Annotated in this window: 16 protein-coding genes; all 16 read right to left on the bottom strand. The window is 66.4% G+C overall.

The window, feature by feature from the left end; translation table 11 throughout:
* Positions 1-447: 447 nt before the first annotated feature.
* Positions 448-624, bottom strand: a complete 177-nt coding sequence (locus tag AC1DN9_RS25160) for a hypothetical protein (RefSeq protein WP_177142683.1) — start codon at positions 622-624, stop codon at positions 448-450.
* Between the two features lie 12 nt (positions 625-636).
* Complete coding sequence (gene lpxC, locus AC1DN9_RS25155; RefSeq protein ID WP_478104544.1) at positions 637-1,560, bottom strand: UDP-3-O-acyl-N-acetylglucosamine deacetylase; 924 nt, start codon at positions 1,558-1,560, stop codon at positions 637-639.
* A 79-nt stretch (positions 1,561-1,639) separates the two neighbouring features.
* Positions 1,640-2,845: a cell division protein FtsZ gene (ftsZ, locus tag AC1DN9_RS25150; protein ID WP_478104542.1), complete on the bottom strand. Its 1,206-nt coding sequence runs from the start codon at positions 2,843-2,845 to the stop codon at positions 1,640-1,642.
* A 162-nt stretch (positions 2,846-3,007) separates the two neighbouring features.
* On the bottom strand, positions 3,008-4,237 hold the full coding sequence (gene ftsA / locus AC1DN9_RS25145) for a cell division protein FtsA (RefSeq protein ID WP_478104541.1): 1,230 nt from the start codon (positions 4,235-4,237) through the stop codon (positions 3,008-3,010).
* A 33-nt stretch (positions 4,238-4,270) separates the two neighbouring features.
* On the bottom strand, positions 4,271-5,053 hold the full coding sequence (locus AC1DN9_RS25140; RefSeq protein WP_478104540.1) for a cell division protein FtsQ/DivIB: 783 nt from the start codon (positions 5,051-5,053) through the stop codon (positions 4,271-4,273).
* Positions 5,050-6,033, bottom strand: coding sequence for a D-alanine--D-alanine ligase (locus tag AC1DN9_RS25135; RefSeq protein WP_478104538.1), 984 nt, complete (start codon positions 6,031-6,033; stop codon positions 5,050-5,052). The genes AC1DN9_RS25140 and AC1DN9_RS25135 overlap by 4 nt, the downstream gene beginning before the upstream one ends.
* The gene (gene murC, locus AC1DN9_RS25130) at positions 6,030-7,484 is read right to left on the bottom strand and encodes a UDP-N-acetylmuramate--L-alanine ligase (RefSeq protein ID WP_478104537.1); all 1,455 of its coding nucleotides are present in this window, start codon (positions 7,482-7,484) and stop codon (positions 6,030-6,032) included. The genes AC1DN9_RS25135 and murC overlap by 4 nt, the downstream gene beginning before the upstream one ends.
* Positions 7,481-8,554 (bottom strand): undecaprenyldiphospho-muramoylpentapeptide beta-N-acetylglucosaminyltransferase, encoded by a 1,074-nt coding sequence (gene murG, locus AC1DN9_RS25125; protein ID WP_478104536.1) that lies wholly within the window; start codon positions 8,552-8,554, stop codon positions 7,481-7,483. Before murG ends, murC begins: the two co-directional genes overlap by 4 nt.
* A gap of 82 nt (positions 8,555-8,636) precedes the next feature.
* Positions 8,637-9,926 (bottom strand): putative lipid II flippase FtsW, encoded by a 1,290-nt coding sequence (gene ftsW / locus AC1DN9_RS25120; RefSeq protein ID WP_478104534.1) that lies wholly within the window; start codon positions 9,924-9,926, stop codon positions 8,637-8,639.
* Positions 9,923-11,641: a UDP-N-acetylmuramoyl-L-alanine--D-glutamate ligase gene (gene murD / locus AC1DN9_RS25115; protein WP_478104533.1), complete on the bottom strand. Its 1,719-nt coding sequence runs from the start codon at positions 11,639-11,641 to the stop codon at positions 9,923-9,925. The genes ftsW and murD overlap by 4 nt, the downstream gene beginning before the upstream one ends.
* A 158-nt stretch (positions 11,642-11,799) precedes the next feature.
* A complete protein-coding gene (gene mraY / locus AC1DN9_RS25110) occupies positions 11,800-12,978 on the bottom strand; it encodes a phospho-N-acetylmuramoyl-pentapeptide-transferase (protein WP_478104532.1) in 1,179 nt (392 codons plus the stop codon).
* Between the two features lie 18 nt (positions 12,979-12,996).
* Positions 12,997-14,451 (bottom strand): UDP-N-acetylmuramoyl-tripeptide--D-alanyl-D-alanine ligase, encoded by a 1,455-nt coding sequence (locus AC1DN9_RS25105; protein WP_478104530.1) that lies wholly within the window; start codon positions 14,449-14,451, stop codon positions 12,997-12,999.
* Positions 14,448-15,941, bottom strand: a complete 1,494-nt coding sequence (locus tag AC1DN9_RS25100; RefSeq protein ID WP_478104529.1) for a UDP-N-acetylmuramoyl-L-alanyl-D-glutamate--2,6-diaminopimelate ligase — start codon at positions 15,939-15,941, stop codon at positions 14,448-14,450. The genes AC1DN9_RS25105 and AC1DN9_RS25100 overlap by 4 nt, the downstream gene beginning before the upstream one ends.
* Positions 15,941-17,689, bottom strand: a complete 1,749-nt coding sequence (locus AC1DN9_RS25095) for a peptidoglycan D,D-transpeptidase FtsI family protein (RefSeq protein ID WP_478104528.1) — start codon at positions 17,687-17,689, stop codon at positions 15,941-15,943. The genes AC1DN9_RS25100 and AC1DN9_RS25095 overlap by 1 nt, the downstream gene beginning before the upstream one ends.
* A 76-nt stretch (positions 17,690-17,765) precedes the next feature.
* On the bottom strand, positions 17,766-18,107 hold the full coding sequence (ftsL, locus tag AC1DN9_RS25090) for a cell division protein FtsL (protein WP_478104526.1): 342 nt from the start codon (positions 18,105-18,107) through the stop codon (positions 17,766-17,768).
* A 7-nt stretch (positions 18,108-18,114) separates the two neighbouring features.
* Complete coding sequence (rsmH, locus tag AC1DN9_RS25085) at positions 18,115-19,041, bottom strand: 16S rRNA (cytosine(1402)-N(4))-methyltransferase RsmH (RefSeq protein ID WP_478104525.1); 927 nt, start codon at positions 19,039-19,041, stop codon at positions 18,115-18,117.
* Positions 19,042-19,044 lie beyond the last annotated feature (3 nt).

The following is a 19,044-nucleotide window of genomic DNA, read 5'->3' as shown; positions in this document are numbered from 1 at the left end:
CGCCGGCCCTTCGGGCTTCCCTGCAGTGCTCGCCTCAGGCGGGGTCCGCGTGAAACTCGCTTCGCTCAGACACACGCGGCCCTGATCCGCCTGAGGCTGCGCGCTTCGGCGGCGCAGAAGGGTCGCGCAGCCCGCACCGCATACCGGGCTCCGTGGTTGGGCGAAGGATGCGCGCGTCTCGAACGTCCAATGCCTGCGCGTTCATCACAGCCTTGGAGGCGGACAACTCACCCCACCCTTTCCGCGGAGGCGGGCGGTGTGCGCTGGGCCGGCCGTTGAGGCACCGCCGAGCAGCGCAGCGGTACGCGGATCAGGGCTGCGCGTGTTTGGGCCGAAGGCGAGTTTCGCGCGGACCCCGCGTACCGCGAGCAGCGCAGGGCAGCCGCGAAGCGGCCGGTGACGTCGGCCGGCCCAGCGCACACCGCCCGCCTCCGCCGCCCCACAACCTCAAAAAGCCCGTTCAGCAATCAACACAGCAAAGAAGCCAAACGCCGCGAGCAGGGTCCACTTGAGAACGATCCATCCAAACCGCCGGTACTTGACCTGCCCCGTCCCCGCGTAGAACGCGAACGAAGCCCCGGCCACCAGCAAAAGCAACAGGATGGCCCACCGAAAAAGCAGCATCGACGTGTCTTGCTACCAGGCGCGCGCGACTTCGGTAAATCCGGCGGGCGCCTGTCGTTCGTCGTCGAAGGTCACGATTTCATGCGCGTCGTCGTGGGCCAGAAGCTCACGCAGCAGCTTGTTGTTGAGCGCGTGACCCGACCGGAAGGCGCTGTAAGCGGCCAGCAACGGCTGCCCGATGACATAGAGGTCACCCATCGCATCGAGGATCTTGTGCTTCACGAACTCGTCGTCATAGCGCAGTCCGCCCGCATTGAGCACCTTGGTGTCGTCCATCACGATCGCGTTGTCGAGGCCACCGCCGAGGGCGAGTCCCTTCGAGCGCATGTACTCGACCTCCTTGGTGAACCCGAAAGTCCGAGCGCGCGCGATGTCGCGGCTGTAGGAGCCGCTGCCCAGGTCGAATTCGACGCGCTGCCCGGTCGAGTTGACGACACGATGATCGAAATCGATCTCGAAGCTCAGCTTGAACCCGTGATACGGCTCCAGCCGAGCCCATTTTTCGTCCGCGCCCTCGCCTTCGCGAATCTCTACCGTCCGCGTGACGCGAATGAAACGGCGCGGCGCGCTCTGTAGTTCGATCCCCGCACTCTGCAGCAGGAAAACAAAGGACGAAGCCGAACCGTCGAGGATCGGCACCTCGTCAGCCGTGATGTCGATCAGCAGGTTGTCGATGCCCAGCCCGGCGCAAGCCGACATGAGATGCTCGACCGTTTGCACCTTGGCCCCGCGCGAAGACACCGTCGACGCGAGCCGGGTGTCCGTGACCGCCTCCGCCGTCATCGGAATGTCGACCGGCTCGGGCAGATCCACCCGCCGGAACACGATGCCGTGGTTCACCGGCGCCGGTCGAAGCGTGAGCTCCACGCGTTGTCCGCTGTGGAGTCCGACGCCGACAGCGCGAGTGATCGATTTGAGGGTACGTTGTGGAAGCACGGGCGCGATTTTAGAAGCGCGAGGCGTCCGGCGTACCGCCCGCCTCGCTATGTCCCCGATAGCCTCCACGGGCGCCTCCTCAATCCGCCTGGCGGCGCAGGAAGGCGGGGATCTCGAAATCGTCCATTCCGCCCGACGACAGCGCGTCCACCTTGGCCGCGGCCATCGTGCGGTTGGTACGCCACACACTGGGCACGGCCATGCCGTCGTAGTTCGGCTGGCCGGAGGCATGGCCGACAGAGCCGCCGAGCGTCGGGACGGTGAACGGAATGTTGTCGGTGCCGGTGCGGATCACTTCCAGCGTCGGCGCCTGGCGGCGTGCATCCTGGCGCGAGAGGCCTGTCGCAACCACGGTCACGCGCATTTCGTCGCCGAGGTTGTCGTCGTAGGCGGCGCCGTAGATCACGTGCGCGTCCGGCGAAGCGTAGGCGCGGATCGTGTTCATCGCCAACTTGGATTCGCTCAGCTTGAGCGATGCCTTCGATGCCGTCACCAACACCAGCACGCCCTTGGCGCCGGACAGGTCGATGCCTTCCAGCAGCGGGCAGGCCACGGCCTGCTCGGCGGCGATGCGGGCGCGGTCCGGGCCGCTGGCCGCGGCGGTGCCCATCATGGCCTTGCCGGGCTCGCCCATCACGGTGCGCACGTCTTCGAAGTCGACGTTCACGCCGCCGTACTCGTTGATGATTTCCGAGATGCCGCCAACCGCGTTCTTGAGCACGTCGTTGGCATGCGCGAAGGCTTCGTCCTGCGTCACGTCCTCGCCCAGCACGTCGAGCAGCTTCTCGTTGAGCACCACGATCAGCGAATCGACATTGGCTTCGAGTTCGGCCAGGCCGGTATCGGCGTTGGTCATGCGACGGCCGCCTTCCCAGTCGAAGGGCTTGGTCACCACGCCCACGGTGAGGATGCCCATCTCCTTGGCAACGCGTGCGATCACCGGCGCCGCGCCGGTGCCCGTGCCGCCGCCCATGCCGGCCGTGATGAACAGCATGTGCGCCCCGGTGATCGCCTCGCGGATGTCGTCGACCGCCGCCTCGGCCGCATCGCGGCCCTTCTCGGGCTTGCTTCCAGCGCCCAGCCCGTTCATGCCGAGCTGAATGGTCTTGTGCGCATTGCTGCGCGACAGGGCCTGCGCGTCGGTGTTCGCGGAGATGAACTGCACGCCCTGCACGCCGCGCTCGATCATGTGCGCGACGGCGTTGCCGCCGCCTCCGCCCACGCCGATCACTTTGATCTGCGTTCCCTGGTTGAACTCTTCGATCTCGATCATTTCGATAGCCATGTTCTGACTCCTTGAATATGCAGTTGCCATTTGTTTATGAATGAATTTGTTGTTGGAACCGTGAACGATGAAGGGGTGGCCCGGTTCGTCGCCATCGCTCGTTGAAGTGGCGCGGTGGGCCGGCACGCGCCAGCCACACGCAGTGGGGAAGTCTTGGTGTCATCAAAAGTTCCCCACGATGAAATCCTTGAAGCGGCCGAAGGCGGTCTTCACCGAGCCGTTCTTCTGCGCCACCTTGAAGCCGCGCAGGCGCGCGTAGCGGGCTTCTTCCAGCAGGCCCATCACCGTCGCGGCGCGCGGCTGCGCAACCATGTCCGACAGTGCGCTCGAATACTTCGGAATCCCGCGCCGCACCGGCTTCAGGAAGATGTCTTCGCCAAGCTCGACCATGCCGGGCATCACCGCGCTGCCGCCGGTGAGCACCACGCCCGAAGACAACACCTCTTCGTAGCCCGACTCGCGGATCACCTGCTGCACCAGCGAGAAGATCTCCTCGATGCGCGGCTCGATCACACCCGCAAGCGCCTGCTTGCTCAGCAAGCGAGGACCGCGATCGCCGAGGCCCGGCACCTCGACCTGGGTATCGGGGTCGGCCAGCAGTTGCTTCGCATAGCCGTTCTCGACCTTGATGTCCTCGGCGTCCTTGGTCGGCGTGCGCAGCGCCATCGCGATGTCGCTGGTGATGAGATCGCCAGCAATCGGAATCACGGCCGTATGGCGAATCGCACCGTTGGTGAAGATCGCGACGTCGGTCGTGCCGGCGCCGATGTCGACCAGCACCACACCGAGTTCGCGTTCGTCCTCGGTCAACACGGCCTGGCTCGATGCCAGGGGGTTCAGCATCAGCTGGTCGACCTCCAGCCCGCAGCGGCGCACGCACTTGATGATGTTCTCGGCGGCGCTCTGGGCACCGGTCACGATGTGCACCTTGGCTTCGAGGCGCATGCCGCTCATGCCGATCGGCTCTTTCACGTCCTGACCGTCGATCACGAACTCCTGCGGCTCCACCAGCAGCAGCCGCTGGTCGCTGGAGATGTTGATCGCGCGAGCCGTCTCCACCACGCGCGCCACATCGGCCGGCGTGACCTCCTTGTCCTTGACCGCCACCATGCCGCTCGAATTGATGCCGCGGATGTGACTGCCGGTGATGCCGGTGTAGACGCGGCTGATCTTGCAATCGGCCATCAGCTCGGCTTCCTTGAGCGCCTGCTGGATGCTCTGGACCGTGGCGTCGATGTTCACCACCACGCCGCGCTTGAGCCCGTTGCTGGGTGCGATGCCCAGACCCGCGAGCTTGAGCTCGCCGTTGGACAACACCTCGGCAACCACCGCCATCACCTTGGCAGTGCCGATGTCTAGCCCGACAACGAGATCTTTGTAATCTTTGGACATGTGCTTCCTCTGTTCGCTCTCTCTTGGTGTGCTCTACTTTTTCTTCGGGTCGGGGACGACCGTGGTGACGCCGCGCAACCGCAGCGCATACCCTTCGTTGTGCCGGAGATCGGCGCCCTCGACCGCCGCAATCGTGCGTCCGTACTGACCCGCCACCGGCGTCACAGTGCGCAGAAAACGCTGCGTACGCGCGACCACTTCTTCGCCTTGCCCGCGGCCGAGTTCGACCACGGCGCCGGTATCGAGCGTCACGCGCCAGCTCCCGCGACTCGACAGCGACAGCTCGTCGATCGTCAGGTCATAAGGCTGGAACAGCGGCGACAGCACGCGGTACATGCCGAGCACCTGCCCGGCCTGCTCGGACGGACCTTCGAGGCGCGGCAGGTTGTTGTCGACCTCTGCCACGTTCGCCTCGAACACCTCGCCGAAGCCGTTGATCAGCTTGGACTCGGCTTCGTCGCCCCAATGGGCGACCGGCTGGTGTTCGGTGAGCGTCACGCGCAGCTTGTTCGGAAACTCGCGCCGCACGACCGCCTTGCGCACCCACGGCACGGATTCGAAAGCCGTGCGCGCGCGGGCCAGGTCCACGGTGAAGAAGTTGCCCGCCAGTTGCGGCGCCACGTTGGCGCGCAACGTGACGGCGTTGTTGTGCGTGACCTCGCCGTCGACCTTGATGCCGGCGAGCGGGAAGAAAGGCTGACGCAGCACCCACCACGCACCCGCCGCCAGCAGCATGAGCGAGAACAACGCGAACACGAGGCTCGCGGTCACGTTCATGAGCTTGACGTCGAAGGGCGCAGGGATGCTATCGGTCATGCCGCGCCTTCGTTGAGGGTCGGACGTGAATCGAGCGTCGCGGTGGCCAGCACGCGCAGGCAAAGCTCTTCGTAGGAGATGCCCGCCGCGCGCGCCGACATGGGCACGAGCGAATGCGAGGTCATCCCCGGCGACGTGTTCATCTCGAGCAGGAAGGCCTTGCGGTCGCTGGCGCGGATCATCAGGTCGGCACGACCCCATCCACGGCAGCCGAGCTGGTGGTAGGCGGCGAGCGTGATGCGGCGGATCTCCTGCTCTTCCTCGGCGGCCAGGCCACTCGGGCAGTGGTACTTCACGTCGTCCGTGAAGTACTTGTTCTGGTAGTCGTACGCACCCTCAGGCGCGGCAATGCGCACCACGGGCATCGCCACAGCGTCGAGGCCGCTGCCCAGCACCGCGCAAGTGACTTCCTCGCCCTCGATGAACTCTTCGCACAGCACGTCGGGGTCGTAGCGAACCGCCAGTGCGACAGCGTCCTGCATCTGCGAATAGCCCATGACCTTGGTCACGCCAATGGACGAACCCTCGCGCGGCGGCTTGACGATCAGCGGCAGGCCGAGCACGTCGGGCACGGCGTTGATCTGCTCGCGGCTCTGCTGGTCGAAGGCCAGTCGCACGTAGCGTGGCGTCGGCAAGCCGTCGGCGTGCCAGATGCGCTTGGTCATGACCTTGTCCATCGCCACGCTCGAAGCCATCACGCCCGAGCCGGTGTACGGAATGCCGAGCAGTTCGAGCGCGCCCTGCACCGTGCCGTCTTCGCCGTGGCGGCCATGCAGCACGACGAAGCAACGGGCGAAGCCTTCGTGCTTGAGCTCGACCAGTTCGCGCTCGGCCGGATCGAAGGCGTGCGCATCGACGCCCTGCGAACGCAGCGCGGCCAGCACGCCTGTCCCCGACATGATGGAGACTTCGCGTTCGGCCGAACTGCCGCCGAACAACACGGCGACCTTGCCGAAGGATTTCGGATCAATCACGCTCACTGCGCACTCCCCTTGCGAGCAACGCGCTCGGATTTGCCGGACGCCGCAGCGCCAAGTTCAACCACCTTCGCCGGCACGGCACCGATCGATCCGGCCCCCATGCAGATCACCACATCGCCCTCGCGCGCGTTGTCCAGGATGGCCTGGGGCATTGCGCCGATCTCGTCGACGAACACCGGCTCGACCTTGCCGGCCACGCGCAGTGCACGGGCGAGCGATCGGCCGTCGGCAGCCACGATCGGTGGCTCACCGGCCGCATACACCTCGCCAAGCAGCACGGCATCGGCCTGTCCGATGACCTTGACGAAATCCTCGAAGCAGTCCCGCGTGCGCGTGAAGCGATGCGGCTGGAACGCCAGCACCAGACGCCGGCCCGGGAAGGCGCCGCGCGCCGCGGCGATGGTCGCGGCCATCTCCACCGGGTGGTGGCCGTAGTCGTCGATGAGCGTGAAGCTGCCGGCGTCGCCCTCACCTCGCGCGAGAACTTCGCCATAGCGCTGGAAGCGCCGCCCCACGCCCTTGAAGTCGGCGAGCCCGCGCTGCACGGCCTCGTCGGGCACATTGAGTTCGACGGCCACGGCAATCACCGAGAGCGCATTGCGCACGTTGTGCTCGCCGGGCAGGTTGAGCACGATGTCCAGGTCGGGCAGCGTGACGCCGTTGCGGCGCTGCGCGGTGAAGTGCATCTGGGAGCCGACGGCCCGCACGTTGACCGCACGCACCTGGGCGTCTTCGCCGAAGCCATAACTCGTGACCGGGCAGGACACCTCGGTCACGATCTCGCGCACGGCTGGATCGTCGGTGCAAAGGATCGCGACGCCATAGAAAGGCATGCGATGCAGGAAGTCGACGAAAGCCTTCTTGAGCTTCGCGAAATCGTGCCCGTAGGTCTCCATGTGGTCGGCGTCGATGTTCGTGACCACGGCCATGACCGGCAACAGGTTCAGGAACGACGCATCGGATTCGTCCGCTTCGACGACGATGTAGTCGCCGCTGCCGAGTTGCGCATTCGCGCCCGCGCTGTTGAGACGACCGCCGATGACAAAGGTCGGATCGAGCCCGGCCGCCGCGAGCACGCTCGCCACGAGACTCGTCGTCGTGGTCTTGCCGTGCGTGCCTGCGATGGCGATCCCCTGCTTGAGCCGCATCAGCTCGGCCAGCATCAGCGCGCGCGGCACCACGGGAATGCGCTTCTCGCGTGCGGCGACCACCTCGGGGTTGTCGGCATGCACGGCGGTCGAGGTCACGACCGCGTCCGCACCCGCGATATGCGCGGCGTTGTGGCCCACGAAGGTCGCGATGCCGAGGCCGGCCAGGCGCCGCAGCGTCGCGCTGTCCGCCAGGTCCGATCCCGAGATCTTGTAGCCGAGGTTGAGCAACACTTCAGCAATGCCGCTCATGCCAGAGCCGCCGATGCCGACGAAATGAATATGACGGATCGCGTGCTTCATGAGCGGCCTCCGTTGCCGAGTTCTTCGCATGCGCGGACCACGGCGTCTACCGCCTCGGTCTTGCGCATCGCCTGGGCCTTCAAGGCCTTTTCCAAGAGCGCATCGCGCCCGGTTTTCTGTAGCAAGTCGGCCAACAATTCTGGTGTGAGTTCGGTCTGTTGAACGAGCCAGCCACCACCCGCGTCGACAAGGAAGCGCGCGTTGGTGGTCTGGTGGTCGTCCACAGCGGAGGGGAAAGGCACGAACAGCGCTGCTGCGCCGACGGCCGCGATTTCGGTGACAGTGCTCGCACCGGCGCGCGCGACGATGAGGTCGGCGTCGGCGTAGGCGCGAGCGGTGTCTTCGATGAAAGGTGTGAGTTCGCCTTCGACGCCCGCCGCTGCATAGTTGGCGCGGAGTTCATCGATCTGCTTGGTTCCGCTCTGGTGCGTCACCTTCGGGCGTTGCGTTGGCGCGATCATGGCCAATGCCTTCGGCACCACGGCGTTGAGCGCCTTCGCGCCCAGGCTGCCGCCGACCACCAGCAGTTGCAGCGGGCCGGTGCGCCCGGCAAAACGCGCGGTCGGGTCGCCCTGCGCAGTGAACGCTGCGCGCAACGGGTTGCCGACCCATTGCGCCTTCTTGAGCACATTGGGGAAGGCCGTGAAGACGCGGTCGGCCACGCTCGCCAGCAGCTTGTTGGCGAGACCCGCCACGGAGTTCTGCTCGTGGAGCACCAGCGGCTTGCCGAGCAGCACGCTCATCATTCCGCCGGGAAAGGTGATGTAGCCACCCAGGCCCACCACCACATCCGGACGCACGCGGCGCACCACGCCGATGCTCTGCCAGAAGGCCCGCAGCAGGCGCATGGGCAGCAGCGCGAGCGTGACGGGGCCCTTGCCGCGCACGCCGCCGAACTGCACAGGCTCGAAGGCGAAGCCGCGCGGCGGAACGAGTTGGTGTTCCATGCTGCCCGGCGCGCCGAGCCAATGCACGCGCCAGCCGCGCTCGCGCAATGCCTCGGCCACGGCGAGGCCCGGGAAGATGTGCCCACCGGTGCCGCCAGCCATGACGAGTGCCGTCCTGGTCATACAAGCCCCCACGCTCGGCATTGCATGTCCTCGCTGCCCCCCGAGGGGGTGCGAGCTTGCTTGGGGCGGCCCAGCGCTGCGCTCATACGCGACCTCCGCGCATCAGCACTCTGTTTTCATAGTCGATGCGCAGCACCACGGCCAGCGCGATGACATTCATCAGGATGGCAGAGCCGCCGAAGCTCATCAGCGGCAGCGTCAGCCCCTTGGTCGGCAGAGCGCCCAGGTTCACGCCCATGTTGATGAAGGTCTGGAAGCCAATCCAGATGCCGACACCCTGTGCCACCAGTCCCGAGAACACGCGATCGAGCGCAATCGCCTGGCGGCCGATGTGCATGATCCGACGCGTGAGCCACAGGAACAACGCGATCGCGAGCAGGACGCCCACGAGGCCGAACTCCTCGCCGATCACGGCCAGCAGGAAGTCGGTGTGCGCCTCGGGCAGCCAGTGCAGCTTCTCGACGCTGCCGCCCAGTCCGACCCCGAAGACTTCGCCGCGGCCGATCGCGATCAACGAGTGGGAAAGCTGGTAGCCCTTGCCCAGCGCATGCTCTTCGCTCCATGGATCCAGGTAGGCGAAGATCCGCTCGCGCCGCCACGGACTCGTCGCCACGATGGCGCCGAAGGCCACCACCACCAGCGTTGCGATCACGAAGAACATCCGCGCATTCACGCCGCCGAGGAACAGGATGCCCATCGCGATGACGGCGATCACCATGAATGCGCCCATGTCGGGCTCGGCCATCACGAGCATGCCGACCACGACCACGGCAATGCCCATCGGCAGCACCGCGCGGAAGAAGCGCTCCTTGATCTCCATCTTGCGCACCATGTAGCTGGCGGCATAGAGGATCATCGCGAACTTGGCCAACTCCGAAGGCTGGAAGCGCATGAAGCCGAGCGGCAGCCAGCGACGCGCGCCGTTGACGTTGATGCCCAGGTGCGGGATCAGCACCGCGACCAGCAGCAGCAGCGACACCACGAAGAGCCACGGCGCCACTCTTTCCCAGGTCTTCATCGGAACCTGGAACATCAACAGGCCGGCGACGAAGGCAATCACCAGCGAAGCCGCGTGTCGCGTGATGAAGTAGGTGGGGCTGTAGCCGGCGCGCGCAAAGCGCGGGTTGTCCGGCAGAGCGATCGATGCCGAATACACCATCACCAGGCCCCATGCCAGGAGCGCAACGGTGACCCATACCAGCGCCTGGTCGAAGCCGAGAACACGCACCGGCGCCGCCTTTGTCTGTGTCATGCCGGCATTGCCGAGGCGCACGGGCAGGTGCATCGGCAACGCGTCGATGCCGCTCTTGGCGCGGCTGAACCAACCGGCGAAGCGGCCGGTCTTGCCGGAGGTGGCGGACGTTGCGTTCAAGCAAGCCCCCCTTCGCCATCACCATCGGCGCGCGGCGCATCGGCGAGCGCCTCGACGGCGTCGCAGAACACAGCCGCGCGATGCGCGTAGTCCTTGAACATGTCGAAGCTCGCGCATGCCGGCGAAAGCAGCACTGCATCGCCGGGACGGGCATGAGCCGCGGCCAGCGTCACGGCCTCGGGCAAAGAGCCCGCGGCCTGCATCGAGATGCCGGTGGACGCGAGGGCGGCTTCGATCATTGGCGCGTCGCGGCCGATCAGCACCACGGCGCGTGCGTACTGGCGCACCGGCGCAGCCAGCGGCGCAAAATTCTGTCCCTTGCCGTCGCCGCCGAGGATCACGACGACACGGCGCTCCTCGCCCAGACCGATCAACGCGGCGACGGTCGCGCCCACGTTGGTGCCCTTGCTGTCGTCGAAATACTCGACCTCGTCGACGATCGCGACCGGCTCGACGCGGTGCGGCTCGCCACGATATTCACGCAGGCCGTAGAGCATTGGCGCAAGCTGGCAGCCCGCCGCGGTCGCAAGCGCCAGCGACGCCAGCGCGTTGAGCGCATTGTGCCGGCCACGAATGCGCAGCGCATCGGCAGGCATCAGCCGCTGGAAGTGGATTTCCTCTTCCTCGACGGCGGCACCGCGCTTGCGCTTCTGGGTTTCGTCGGCCTCCAGTGCGCGTACCAGCCAGGCCATGCCGTTGACCTTCTCGATGCCGTAGTCGCCCGGCCGCTTCGGCATGTCGGCGCCGAAAGTAACGATGCTGCGCGCGACCTGGCCCCTGGTGAGCTTGACCGGGGCCGGCCGCATGGCCATGACGGCTTCGTCGTCGCGATTGAGCAGCATCACGCCCTGCTTGCCGAAGATGCAGGCCTTGGCCGCGGCATAGGCTGCCATGTCGCCGTGCCAATCCAGATGGTCCTGCGTCAGGTTCAGCACCGTCGCGGCCGTGGGCTCGAAACCCTGCACGCCGTCAAGCTGGAAACTCGACAACTCCAGCACCCAGACGTCCGGCAGCGTGTCGGCATCCATGTGTGCCGACAGGGTGTCGAGCAAGGTCGGGCCGATGTTGCCAGCCACGGCGACCGTCTTGCCTGCGCGCTCGACCAACTGGCTTGTGAGTGCGGTGACTGTTGTCTTGCCGTTGGTCCCGGTGATGGCGAGCACGGCGGGCGTGTAGCCCTTGGGCCTCGGCGGGGGAGCGACGACAGGCGGCGGCGCGGGCGAATCATCGTCCTCGTCGGGCGGCTCGGTCTCGTCATCTGGCAGCGCTTCGGACGTCGGGGACTCCGACGGCTGTGGCGCATCTGCCGTCGCCCTCGGCGCCTCTGCCTCGATCGGCTCTGCGGCATCGGCATTGATCGCAATGTCTACCGTGCGCAGATCCACCAGCGCCTGCGCGAAGAGATCCAGTTCGCCGCCCACGGGCAGGCCCATGGCCCGCGCTGCGTCGACCACCGAAGCGGTCGAGTCCGGCGAGAGGCCCGGCGAGCGATACACCGCGCGCACCGATGTGCCTTCGACCAGCGAGGCCGCGAACGGCCCGCCCGCGAACACGGCCTCCGGCAGTTCCTCGCGCAAGGTCGCCAGTTGCGGCGGCGCCTCGCGCGTATCCGCCACGGTGATCTTCGCGCCGTGGCGCGCGCACCAGCGCGCCATCGCCAGGCCGGACGCACCGAGGCCCAGGATCAGGACGTGAAGGTCTTTGAGATTTCGCATCGCTCAGTTTTCCAACCCGCCATCGCGGAACCCGCAACGCAAGAAACCGGCGCGCCCGAGGCCGGGAACACCGCGGAACCGGCTTCGCCGGGCCGCCGGTGTTGCCCCCTTGAGGGGGGAGGCGGCTACACGAAGTGAGCAAGCAACGGGGGAGGGTTTCATCGCAGCTTGAGAGTGGAAAGACCCACGAGGCACAACAGCATCGTGATGATCCAGAAGCGCACCACGACCTGCGTCTCGCGCCAGCCGCTTTTTTCGAAGTGATGGTGCAGCGGCGCCATCTTCAGCACGCGCCGCCCTTCGCCGAAGCGCTTCTTCGTGTATTTGAAATAGGTGACTTGCGCCATCACCGAGATCGCCTCGACCACGAAGATGCCGCCCATCACGAAGAACACGATCTCCTGGCGAACGATGACGGCGATGGTGCCGAGCGCTCCGCCGAGCGCGAGCGCGCCCACGTCGCCCATGAACACTTGCGCCGGGTGCGTGTTGAACCAGAGGAACGCCAGCCCCGCACCCGCCATCGCCGAGCAGAACACCAGCAGTTCGCCAGAACCCGGAATGTGCGGAAAGAGCAGGTAGCGCGAGTACACCGCGCTGCCGGTGACATACGCGAACACGCCGAGCGCGGAACCCACCATCACGACCGGCATGATCGCCAGCCCGTCGAGGCCGTCGGTGAGGTTCACCGCGTTGCTCGCGCCGACGATCACCAGGTAGGTCAGGATCACGAAGCCGATGCCGCCGAGCGGATAGCTCACTTCCTTGAAGAAAGGCACCAGCAGGTTGATCTTGGGCGGAAAGTCCAGGTCGAAGCCCGAACGCACCCAGGTGAAGAACAGTTCGAGCACGCGCCAGTTGGAGCTTTCGGAAATGCTGAAAAGCAGATAGAAGCCCGCGATCAGGCCGACCACCGATTGCCAGAAATATTTCTCTCGCGAACGCATGCCCTCCGGGTCCTTGCGCACCACCTTGCGCCAGTCGTCGACCCAGCCGATGGCACCGAAGCCCAGCGTGACCCAGAGCACGATCCAGACGAAGCGATTCGAGAGATCGAACCACAACAGGGTCGAGAACGCGATCGAGAACAGCACCAGCACGCCGCCCATCGTGGGCGTGCCGCTCTTGGTGAGGTGCGTCTCCATGCCGTAGCTGCGCACCTGCTGGCCGATCTTGAGCGCGGCGAGACGACGGATCACATAGGGTCCGGCGGCCAGGCCGAGCAGCAGCGCGGTCAATGCCGCCATCAGCGCGCGGAAGGTGAGGTACTGGAAGACGCGCAGGAAACCGAAATCCGGCGAGACCGTCTGCAGCCATTGGGCGAGGGTCATCAGCATGCTGTGAATGGGCGCGGCTCATGCGGCATGACCGGCCCCCTTGTCTTGTTGTTGTGGTGCAGCCGAAGCGGCGATGGCCTGGACCACTCGCTCCATCTGCATGAAGCGCGATCCCTTGACCAGCACGCTGGCGGCATGGGGCCATCGCGCCAGGACCGCCGCGTTGAGCGAATCGATGTCGTCGAAGTGCCGGGCCTCGCCGGCTTCGTCACCGGCGAAGGCCGCGACGCTGTGTTTTGATTCATTGCCGAGCGCGAAGACGGTCTCGATGCCGCGCTCGCGCGCCCAGGCGCCGATTTCAGCGTGAAATTGCGGTCCCTGGTCGCCGACTTCGCCCATGTCGCCGATCACGAGCATGCGCGGGCCGGGCAGGCTGGCGAGCACATCGATCGCCGCGCGCATCGAATCGGGGTTGGCGTTGTAGGTGTCGTCGATCACCGTGATCGTCCGGCCGTCGGCCAGTTGCAGCTCGATGGCCTTGGAGCGACCCTTGACCGGCTCGAACGCGGCCAGTCCCTCGGCGATCTTGTCCGGCGACACGCCGCTCGCGAGCGAGCAGGCGATGGCCGCCAGGGCGTTGACCACGTTGTGGCGGCCGGCGATGCGCAGTGCGCAGCGCACCTCGCCGACCGGCGTGCGGGCCTCGAACTGCCAGGCGCCTTGCCGCCATTCGGCGGCGACAAGCGCGATGTCTGCGTCGAAATGCTCGCCGAAGGTGAGGCAACGGCGCGTCGCACCTTCGCGCGCGATCGACTGCCAGAGCGCCGTGAATTCATCGCCGAAGGGAAACACCGCCGTGCCGCCATCAGGCAGCGCGGCGAAGACCGAAGCGTTCTCGCGGGCCACGGCTTCAACCGTGGCCATGAATTCCTGATGCTCGCGCTGCGCGTTGTTGACCAGCGCGATGGTCGGCCGCGCGATGGCCGACAGGCGGGCGATTTCGCCCGGATGGTTCATGCCGAGCTCGACCACCGAGCGCTGGTGCCGGGCGCGCAGGCGCAGCAGCGTCAGCGGCACGCCGATCTCGTTGTTGAAATTGCCAGCAGTCGCCAAGGCGCCTTCGCCGCATGCGGTGCGAAGGATCGACGCGATCATCTGCGTCACGGTGGTCTTGCCGTTGCTGCCGGTGACCGCGATCAGGGGCAACTCGAATTGCGCGCGCCAGCCAGCGGCCAGGGCGCCGAGCGCGGCCAGGGTGTCGGGCACTTCCAGCCCCGCGAGACCCGCCGCTTCGAGACCACCGTGCGCGATGGCGGCAACCGCACCGCGCGCACGCGCATCGGCAAGGAATTGGTTGGCGTCGAAACGCTCGCCCTTGAGCGCGACGAAAAGATCGCCCGCGGCGAGGGTGCGCGTGTCGGTATGGACGCGAAGAATCGGTGTGGCGGCGCCACCGACCAGGCGCGCGCCAGGAATCCAGCCCAAGGCCATGCCCAAGGTCATCATGGGGGTCGAAGCAGGCGTGCCGTTCATGCCCCACTCCTTCTTGTGAGCGCATCGATGGCATGCGCGCGATCCGAGAACGCAATGCGTTCGCCCGCAATCTCCTGCCATGCCTCGTGGCCGCGCCCGGCGATCAGGACGACGTCTTCGGGACGCGCCTGGGCCAGAGTGTCGGCAATCGCCTTCGCGCGATCAGGTTCGACCTGCGCGGCCTCGGGCCGCGCCAGGCCCAGCAGAATCTGGCTGATGATCGACGCAGGTTTTTCACTGCGTGGGTTGTCGCTGGTCACGACGACGCGGTCGGCCTGCGTCTCGGCGACGGCCGCCATCATGGGACGCTTGGCGGTGTCCCGGTCGCCGCCGCAGCCGAACACACACCACAGTTCGCCTCCGCGCTGCTGCGCCAGGGGGCGCAGTCCGGCGAGCGCCTTGTCGAGCGCGTCAGGCGTATGTGCGTAGTCGACGACTGCCAGCGGATGGCCGGGAACGCTCAGGCGTTCCATGCGGCCCGGCACGCTGTCGAGGCCGACGCAAGCGCCCACCGCGTCTTCGAGCGACAGCCCGAGCGCGCGCAGCGTACCCAGCACGCCCAGCAGATTTGCGACGTTGTATTGGCCGATCAGTTGCGTCGACAAGTGCACCGGCAACTGCCCCCGTTCCACCACTGAGAAATTGAGGCCCTGCGCGTCATAGCCGATGTCCTGCGCCACCAGCCGCGCAGGACCACCTACGGCCGACACGGTCCAGACATCGAGCCCGCCGACACCGGTCTCGATCAGGTTGCCCACCAGGGCTGCGCCATGCACGTCGTCGATATTGACCACCGCGGCACGCAGCCCCGGCCAGCGGAACAGCTCCGCCTTGGCCTGCCAGTAGGCATCCATGCTTCCGTGGTAGTCCAGATGGTCCTGCGTGAAGTTGGTGAAGACCGCGACGGCGATCCGGGTGCCATCGAGCCGGCGCTCCACGATGCCGATCGACGATGCCTCGATGGCGCAGGCGCCGAAGCCGCGATCCACGAAGCCGCGCAATTCGCGCTGCAACAGCACCGGATCGGGCGTGGTCAGCCCGGTGTACGTGAGTTCGGGCGGCACGCCGACGCCCAGCGTGCCCACGACGGCGCACGGCGCACGGCCGGATCGCGACAACGCCTGCGCCAGCCACCACGCGGTGGAGGTCTTGCCGTTGGTGCCAGTCACCGCGAGCACGTCGAGCTGCTCGGAGGGGTTGTCGTAGTAGGTCGCGGCGATCGGTCCCGTCGCGGCCTTGAGGCCGGCATAGGCGGCGATGGCCTCGCCCTCGAATCCGAACACCGCACTCCCTTCCTCTTCGACGAGGCAGGCCGCGGCGCCCTGCGCCAGTGCATTTGCGACAAAGCGCCGCCCGTCCGTGGCCGCGCCGGGCCACGCGACGAATCCATCGCCCGCGCCGACCGGACGGCTGTCGGCATGCAGCACCCCACGCACGCGGGACTGCAGCCAGCGCGCGGCTTCGGTGGGGTTGCGCAGCGCCGTTGTCATCAGAAGCTCTCTTCCACACCCGTGGTCACGACCATGGGTTTGACAGCGAGATCGGGCGCCACGTTCATCATCCGCAGCGTCTGCTGCACGACCTCGCTGAACACCGGCGCGGCCACGATGCCGCCGAAATACTGGCCGTTGCTCGGCTCGTCGATCATCACCGCCACGATGATGCGGGGCTTGTCGATGGGCGCCATGCCCGTGAACCAGGAGCGGTATTGCTTGCTGGCATAGCCCCGGCCCACCTGCTTGTGCGCCGTGCCGGACTTGCCGCCCACGGAATAACCCACGGTCTGCGCGAGCGGACCCGTGCCGCCCGGGCCGGCCGCCATCTGCAGCATCCTGCGCACGGCGAGCGCGTTCTGTGCCGAAAAAACCTTGACGCCGACCGCCGGCTCCGAGCTCTTGAGAATCGTCGCCGGGATAACGTCGCCGTCGTGCGCGAAGGCCGTGTACGAATGCGCCATCTGGAACAGCGACGCCGACAGGCCGTAGCCGTAGGCCATGGTCGCCTGCTCGACCGGCTTCCACGACTTCCAGGGGCGCAGCCGTCCCGTGACGGCACCCGGGAACTGGATCTGCGGCTTCTGGCCGTAGCCGAGCGCCGTGTAGGTGTCCCACATCTCGTGGGGCGTCATCTTCTGCGAGATCTTGAGCGCGCCGATGTTGCTGGACTTCTGGATAACGCCCTCGACCGTCAGCGAGCCGTAGTTGTGCGTGTCGCTGATGGTGAAGCCGCCCAGGCTGTAACGACCGGGCGCGGTATCAATCACGGTCTTCGGCGTGATGCGGCCTGCTTCCAGTGCCGTCGCGACCGTGATCGGCTTCATCGTCGAGCCGGGTTCGAACACATCGGTCATGGCGCGATTGCGCAACTGCTCGCCCGTGAGATTCTGGCGCTTGTCGGGCACATAGCTCGGGTAGTTGGCCAGGGCCAGCACCTCGCCGGTGATCGCGTCGAGCACCACCACGCTGCCCGCCTTGGCCTTGTGCACGGTCACCGCGTCGCGAAGCTTCTGGTAGGCGAAGAACTGCACCTTGCTGTCCACGCTGAGCTGAATGTCCTTGCCGTCGAACGGCGGCACTTGCTCGCCGACGCCCTCGACCACCCGGCCGAGCCGGTCCTTGATGACGCGGCGCGAACCGGGCTTGCCGGCCAGTTCCTTGTTGAACGCGAGCTCGATGCCTTCCTGGCCGATGTCCTCGACATTGGTGAAGCCCACCACATGTGCGGCGGCCTCGCCTTCTGGGTACTGGCGCTTGTATTCCTTGCGCTGGTAGATGCCCTTGATGTTGAGCTCTGCGATTTGCTTGGCGATGGGCTCGTCGACCTGCCGCTTGATCCAGACGAAAGTCTTGTCTTCGTCTTCAAGCTTCTTGTCGAAGTCCTTCTGCGGCATGCCGAGCAGCTTGGCCACCTGCTTGAGCTTGGTCTTGACCTCGGGGTCGTCGCGCTCGATGTCTTCGGGGATCGCCCAGATGCTGGGTGCGACCACGCTCTGCGCAAGCAGAAGGCCGTTGCGATCGAGGATGCGGCCGCGATTGGCCGGCAGTTCGAGCGTGCGGGTAAAGCGCACCTCGCCCTGGCGCTGGAAGAAGTCGTTGCCGATCACCTGCACGTAGGCTGCGCGCCCGGCGAGCACGACGAAGCCGAGCGCGATGCCACCGACGATGAACTTGCTGCGCCAGACGGGGGTCTTGCTGGCCAGCAGAGGACTGGTCGTGTATTGGACGCTGCGGCGGGTCATGGGCTCCCCCCCATGGCGCTGCGCGCCTCCCCCCCAGGGGGGCAGTTCGACTGGAGGCGGCTCGGCGTCGAACTCATCAATGCACCCCCTTCATTGCAGCGGCTTTCGGCGCGGGGGTGGTCGGTGCCGGCGCGGCAATGGCCGGGATCACCGTGCCGTCTTCGCGCACGTACTGCGTGATGGCCGGCGTGGTCGTGCGCATCTTGAGCTGCTCCTTGGCGAGCTTCTCGACGCGCAGCGGCGTGGCCTGCGCCCGCTTCTCGACCTGCAGGCGGTCGTGATCCAGCTCGAGCCGGCGCGTTTCGAGCTCGACCCGGTGAAACTCCGTGAAGAGCTGGCGCGACATGTACTGCGTGTGCACAAGATAGATCGCCGAGCCCAGCACGGCGATCAACAGGAGCAGGTTGAGGCGAGCCATGGTTTGCTCAGCCCTCGTCCGCCGTGCGCTCGGCGATACGCAGGATCGCGCTGCGCGCCCGCGGATTGGCATCGACTTCTGCCTGTGACGGCTTGACGCGACCCAGGGAGCGCAGCTTCATCGCCTTTGGCGCAGCGAAGGGCGCGCGACGGTCATAGACCTCGCGCGAATGCTTCGCGATGAACTGCTTCACGATGCGATCTTCCAGCGAATGGAAGCTGATCACCGCGAGCCGGCCCTGGGGTTGCAGCACGACGAGACTCGCTTCTAGCGCCTGTTGCAGCTCTTCAAGCTCGGCGTTGATGAAAATCCGAAGAGCCTGAAATGTGCGCGTTGCAGGGTTCTGGCCCGGCTCGCGGGTTTTGACCGCGCCAGCCACGAGCTGGGCCAGCTCGGCGGTGGTTGAAACTGGGCCCCGTTCTTGTCGGCGAGCAACAATCGCCTTTGCAATCTGAACAGCAAACCGTTCTTCGCCATAGTCACGAATCACCTCCGCAATCTGCTGTGGTTCGGCTGTTGCCAGCCACTCGGCCACGCTCTCGCCGCGCGTCGTGTCCATGCGCATGTCGAGCGGGCCGTCGAAACGAAAAGAAAAACCCCGCGCGGGGTTGTCGATCTGGGGAGAGCTGACACCGAGGTCCATCAGCAGGCCTGACACGCTCGCCCGCGGCAGCTCGCCCAGGTCCTTGAATCCCTGGTGACGGATGGAAAAACGCGCATCCTCGATGCGCGCTGCTTCGGCCACCGCTTCCGCGTCCTTGTCGAACGCGATGAGGTGGCCCTCCGGCGCCAGCCTTGCCAGGATTTCCCGGCTGTGGCCGCCGCGTCCGAAGGTCGCGTCGACATACGTGCCGGTGCTGTCCGCTCCGTCGGGAAAGAGGCCTTCCACCGCTTCCTTCAACAAGACGGTCGTATGGGTCCAAGGTTGCTCCACTTC

This window comes from Variovorax sp. 05L425, assembly GCF_056397705.1.
This window is presented reverse-complemented; position numbering and strand designations above follow the sequence as displayed.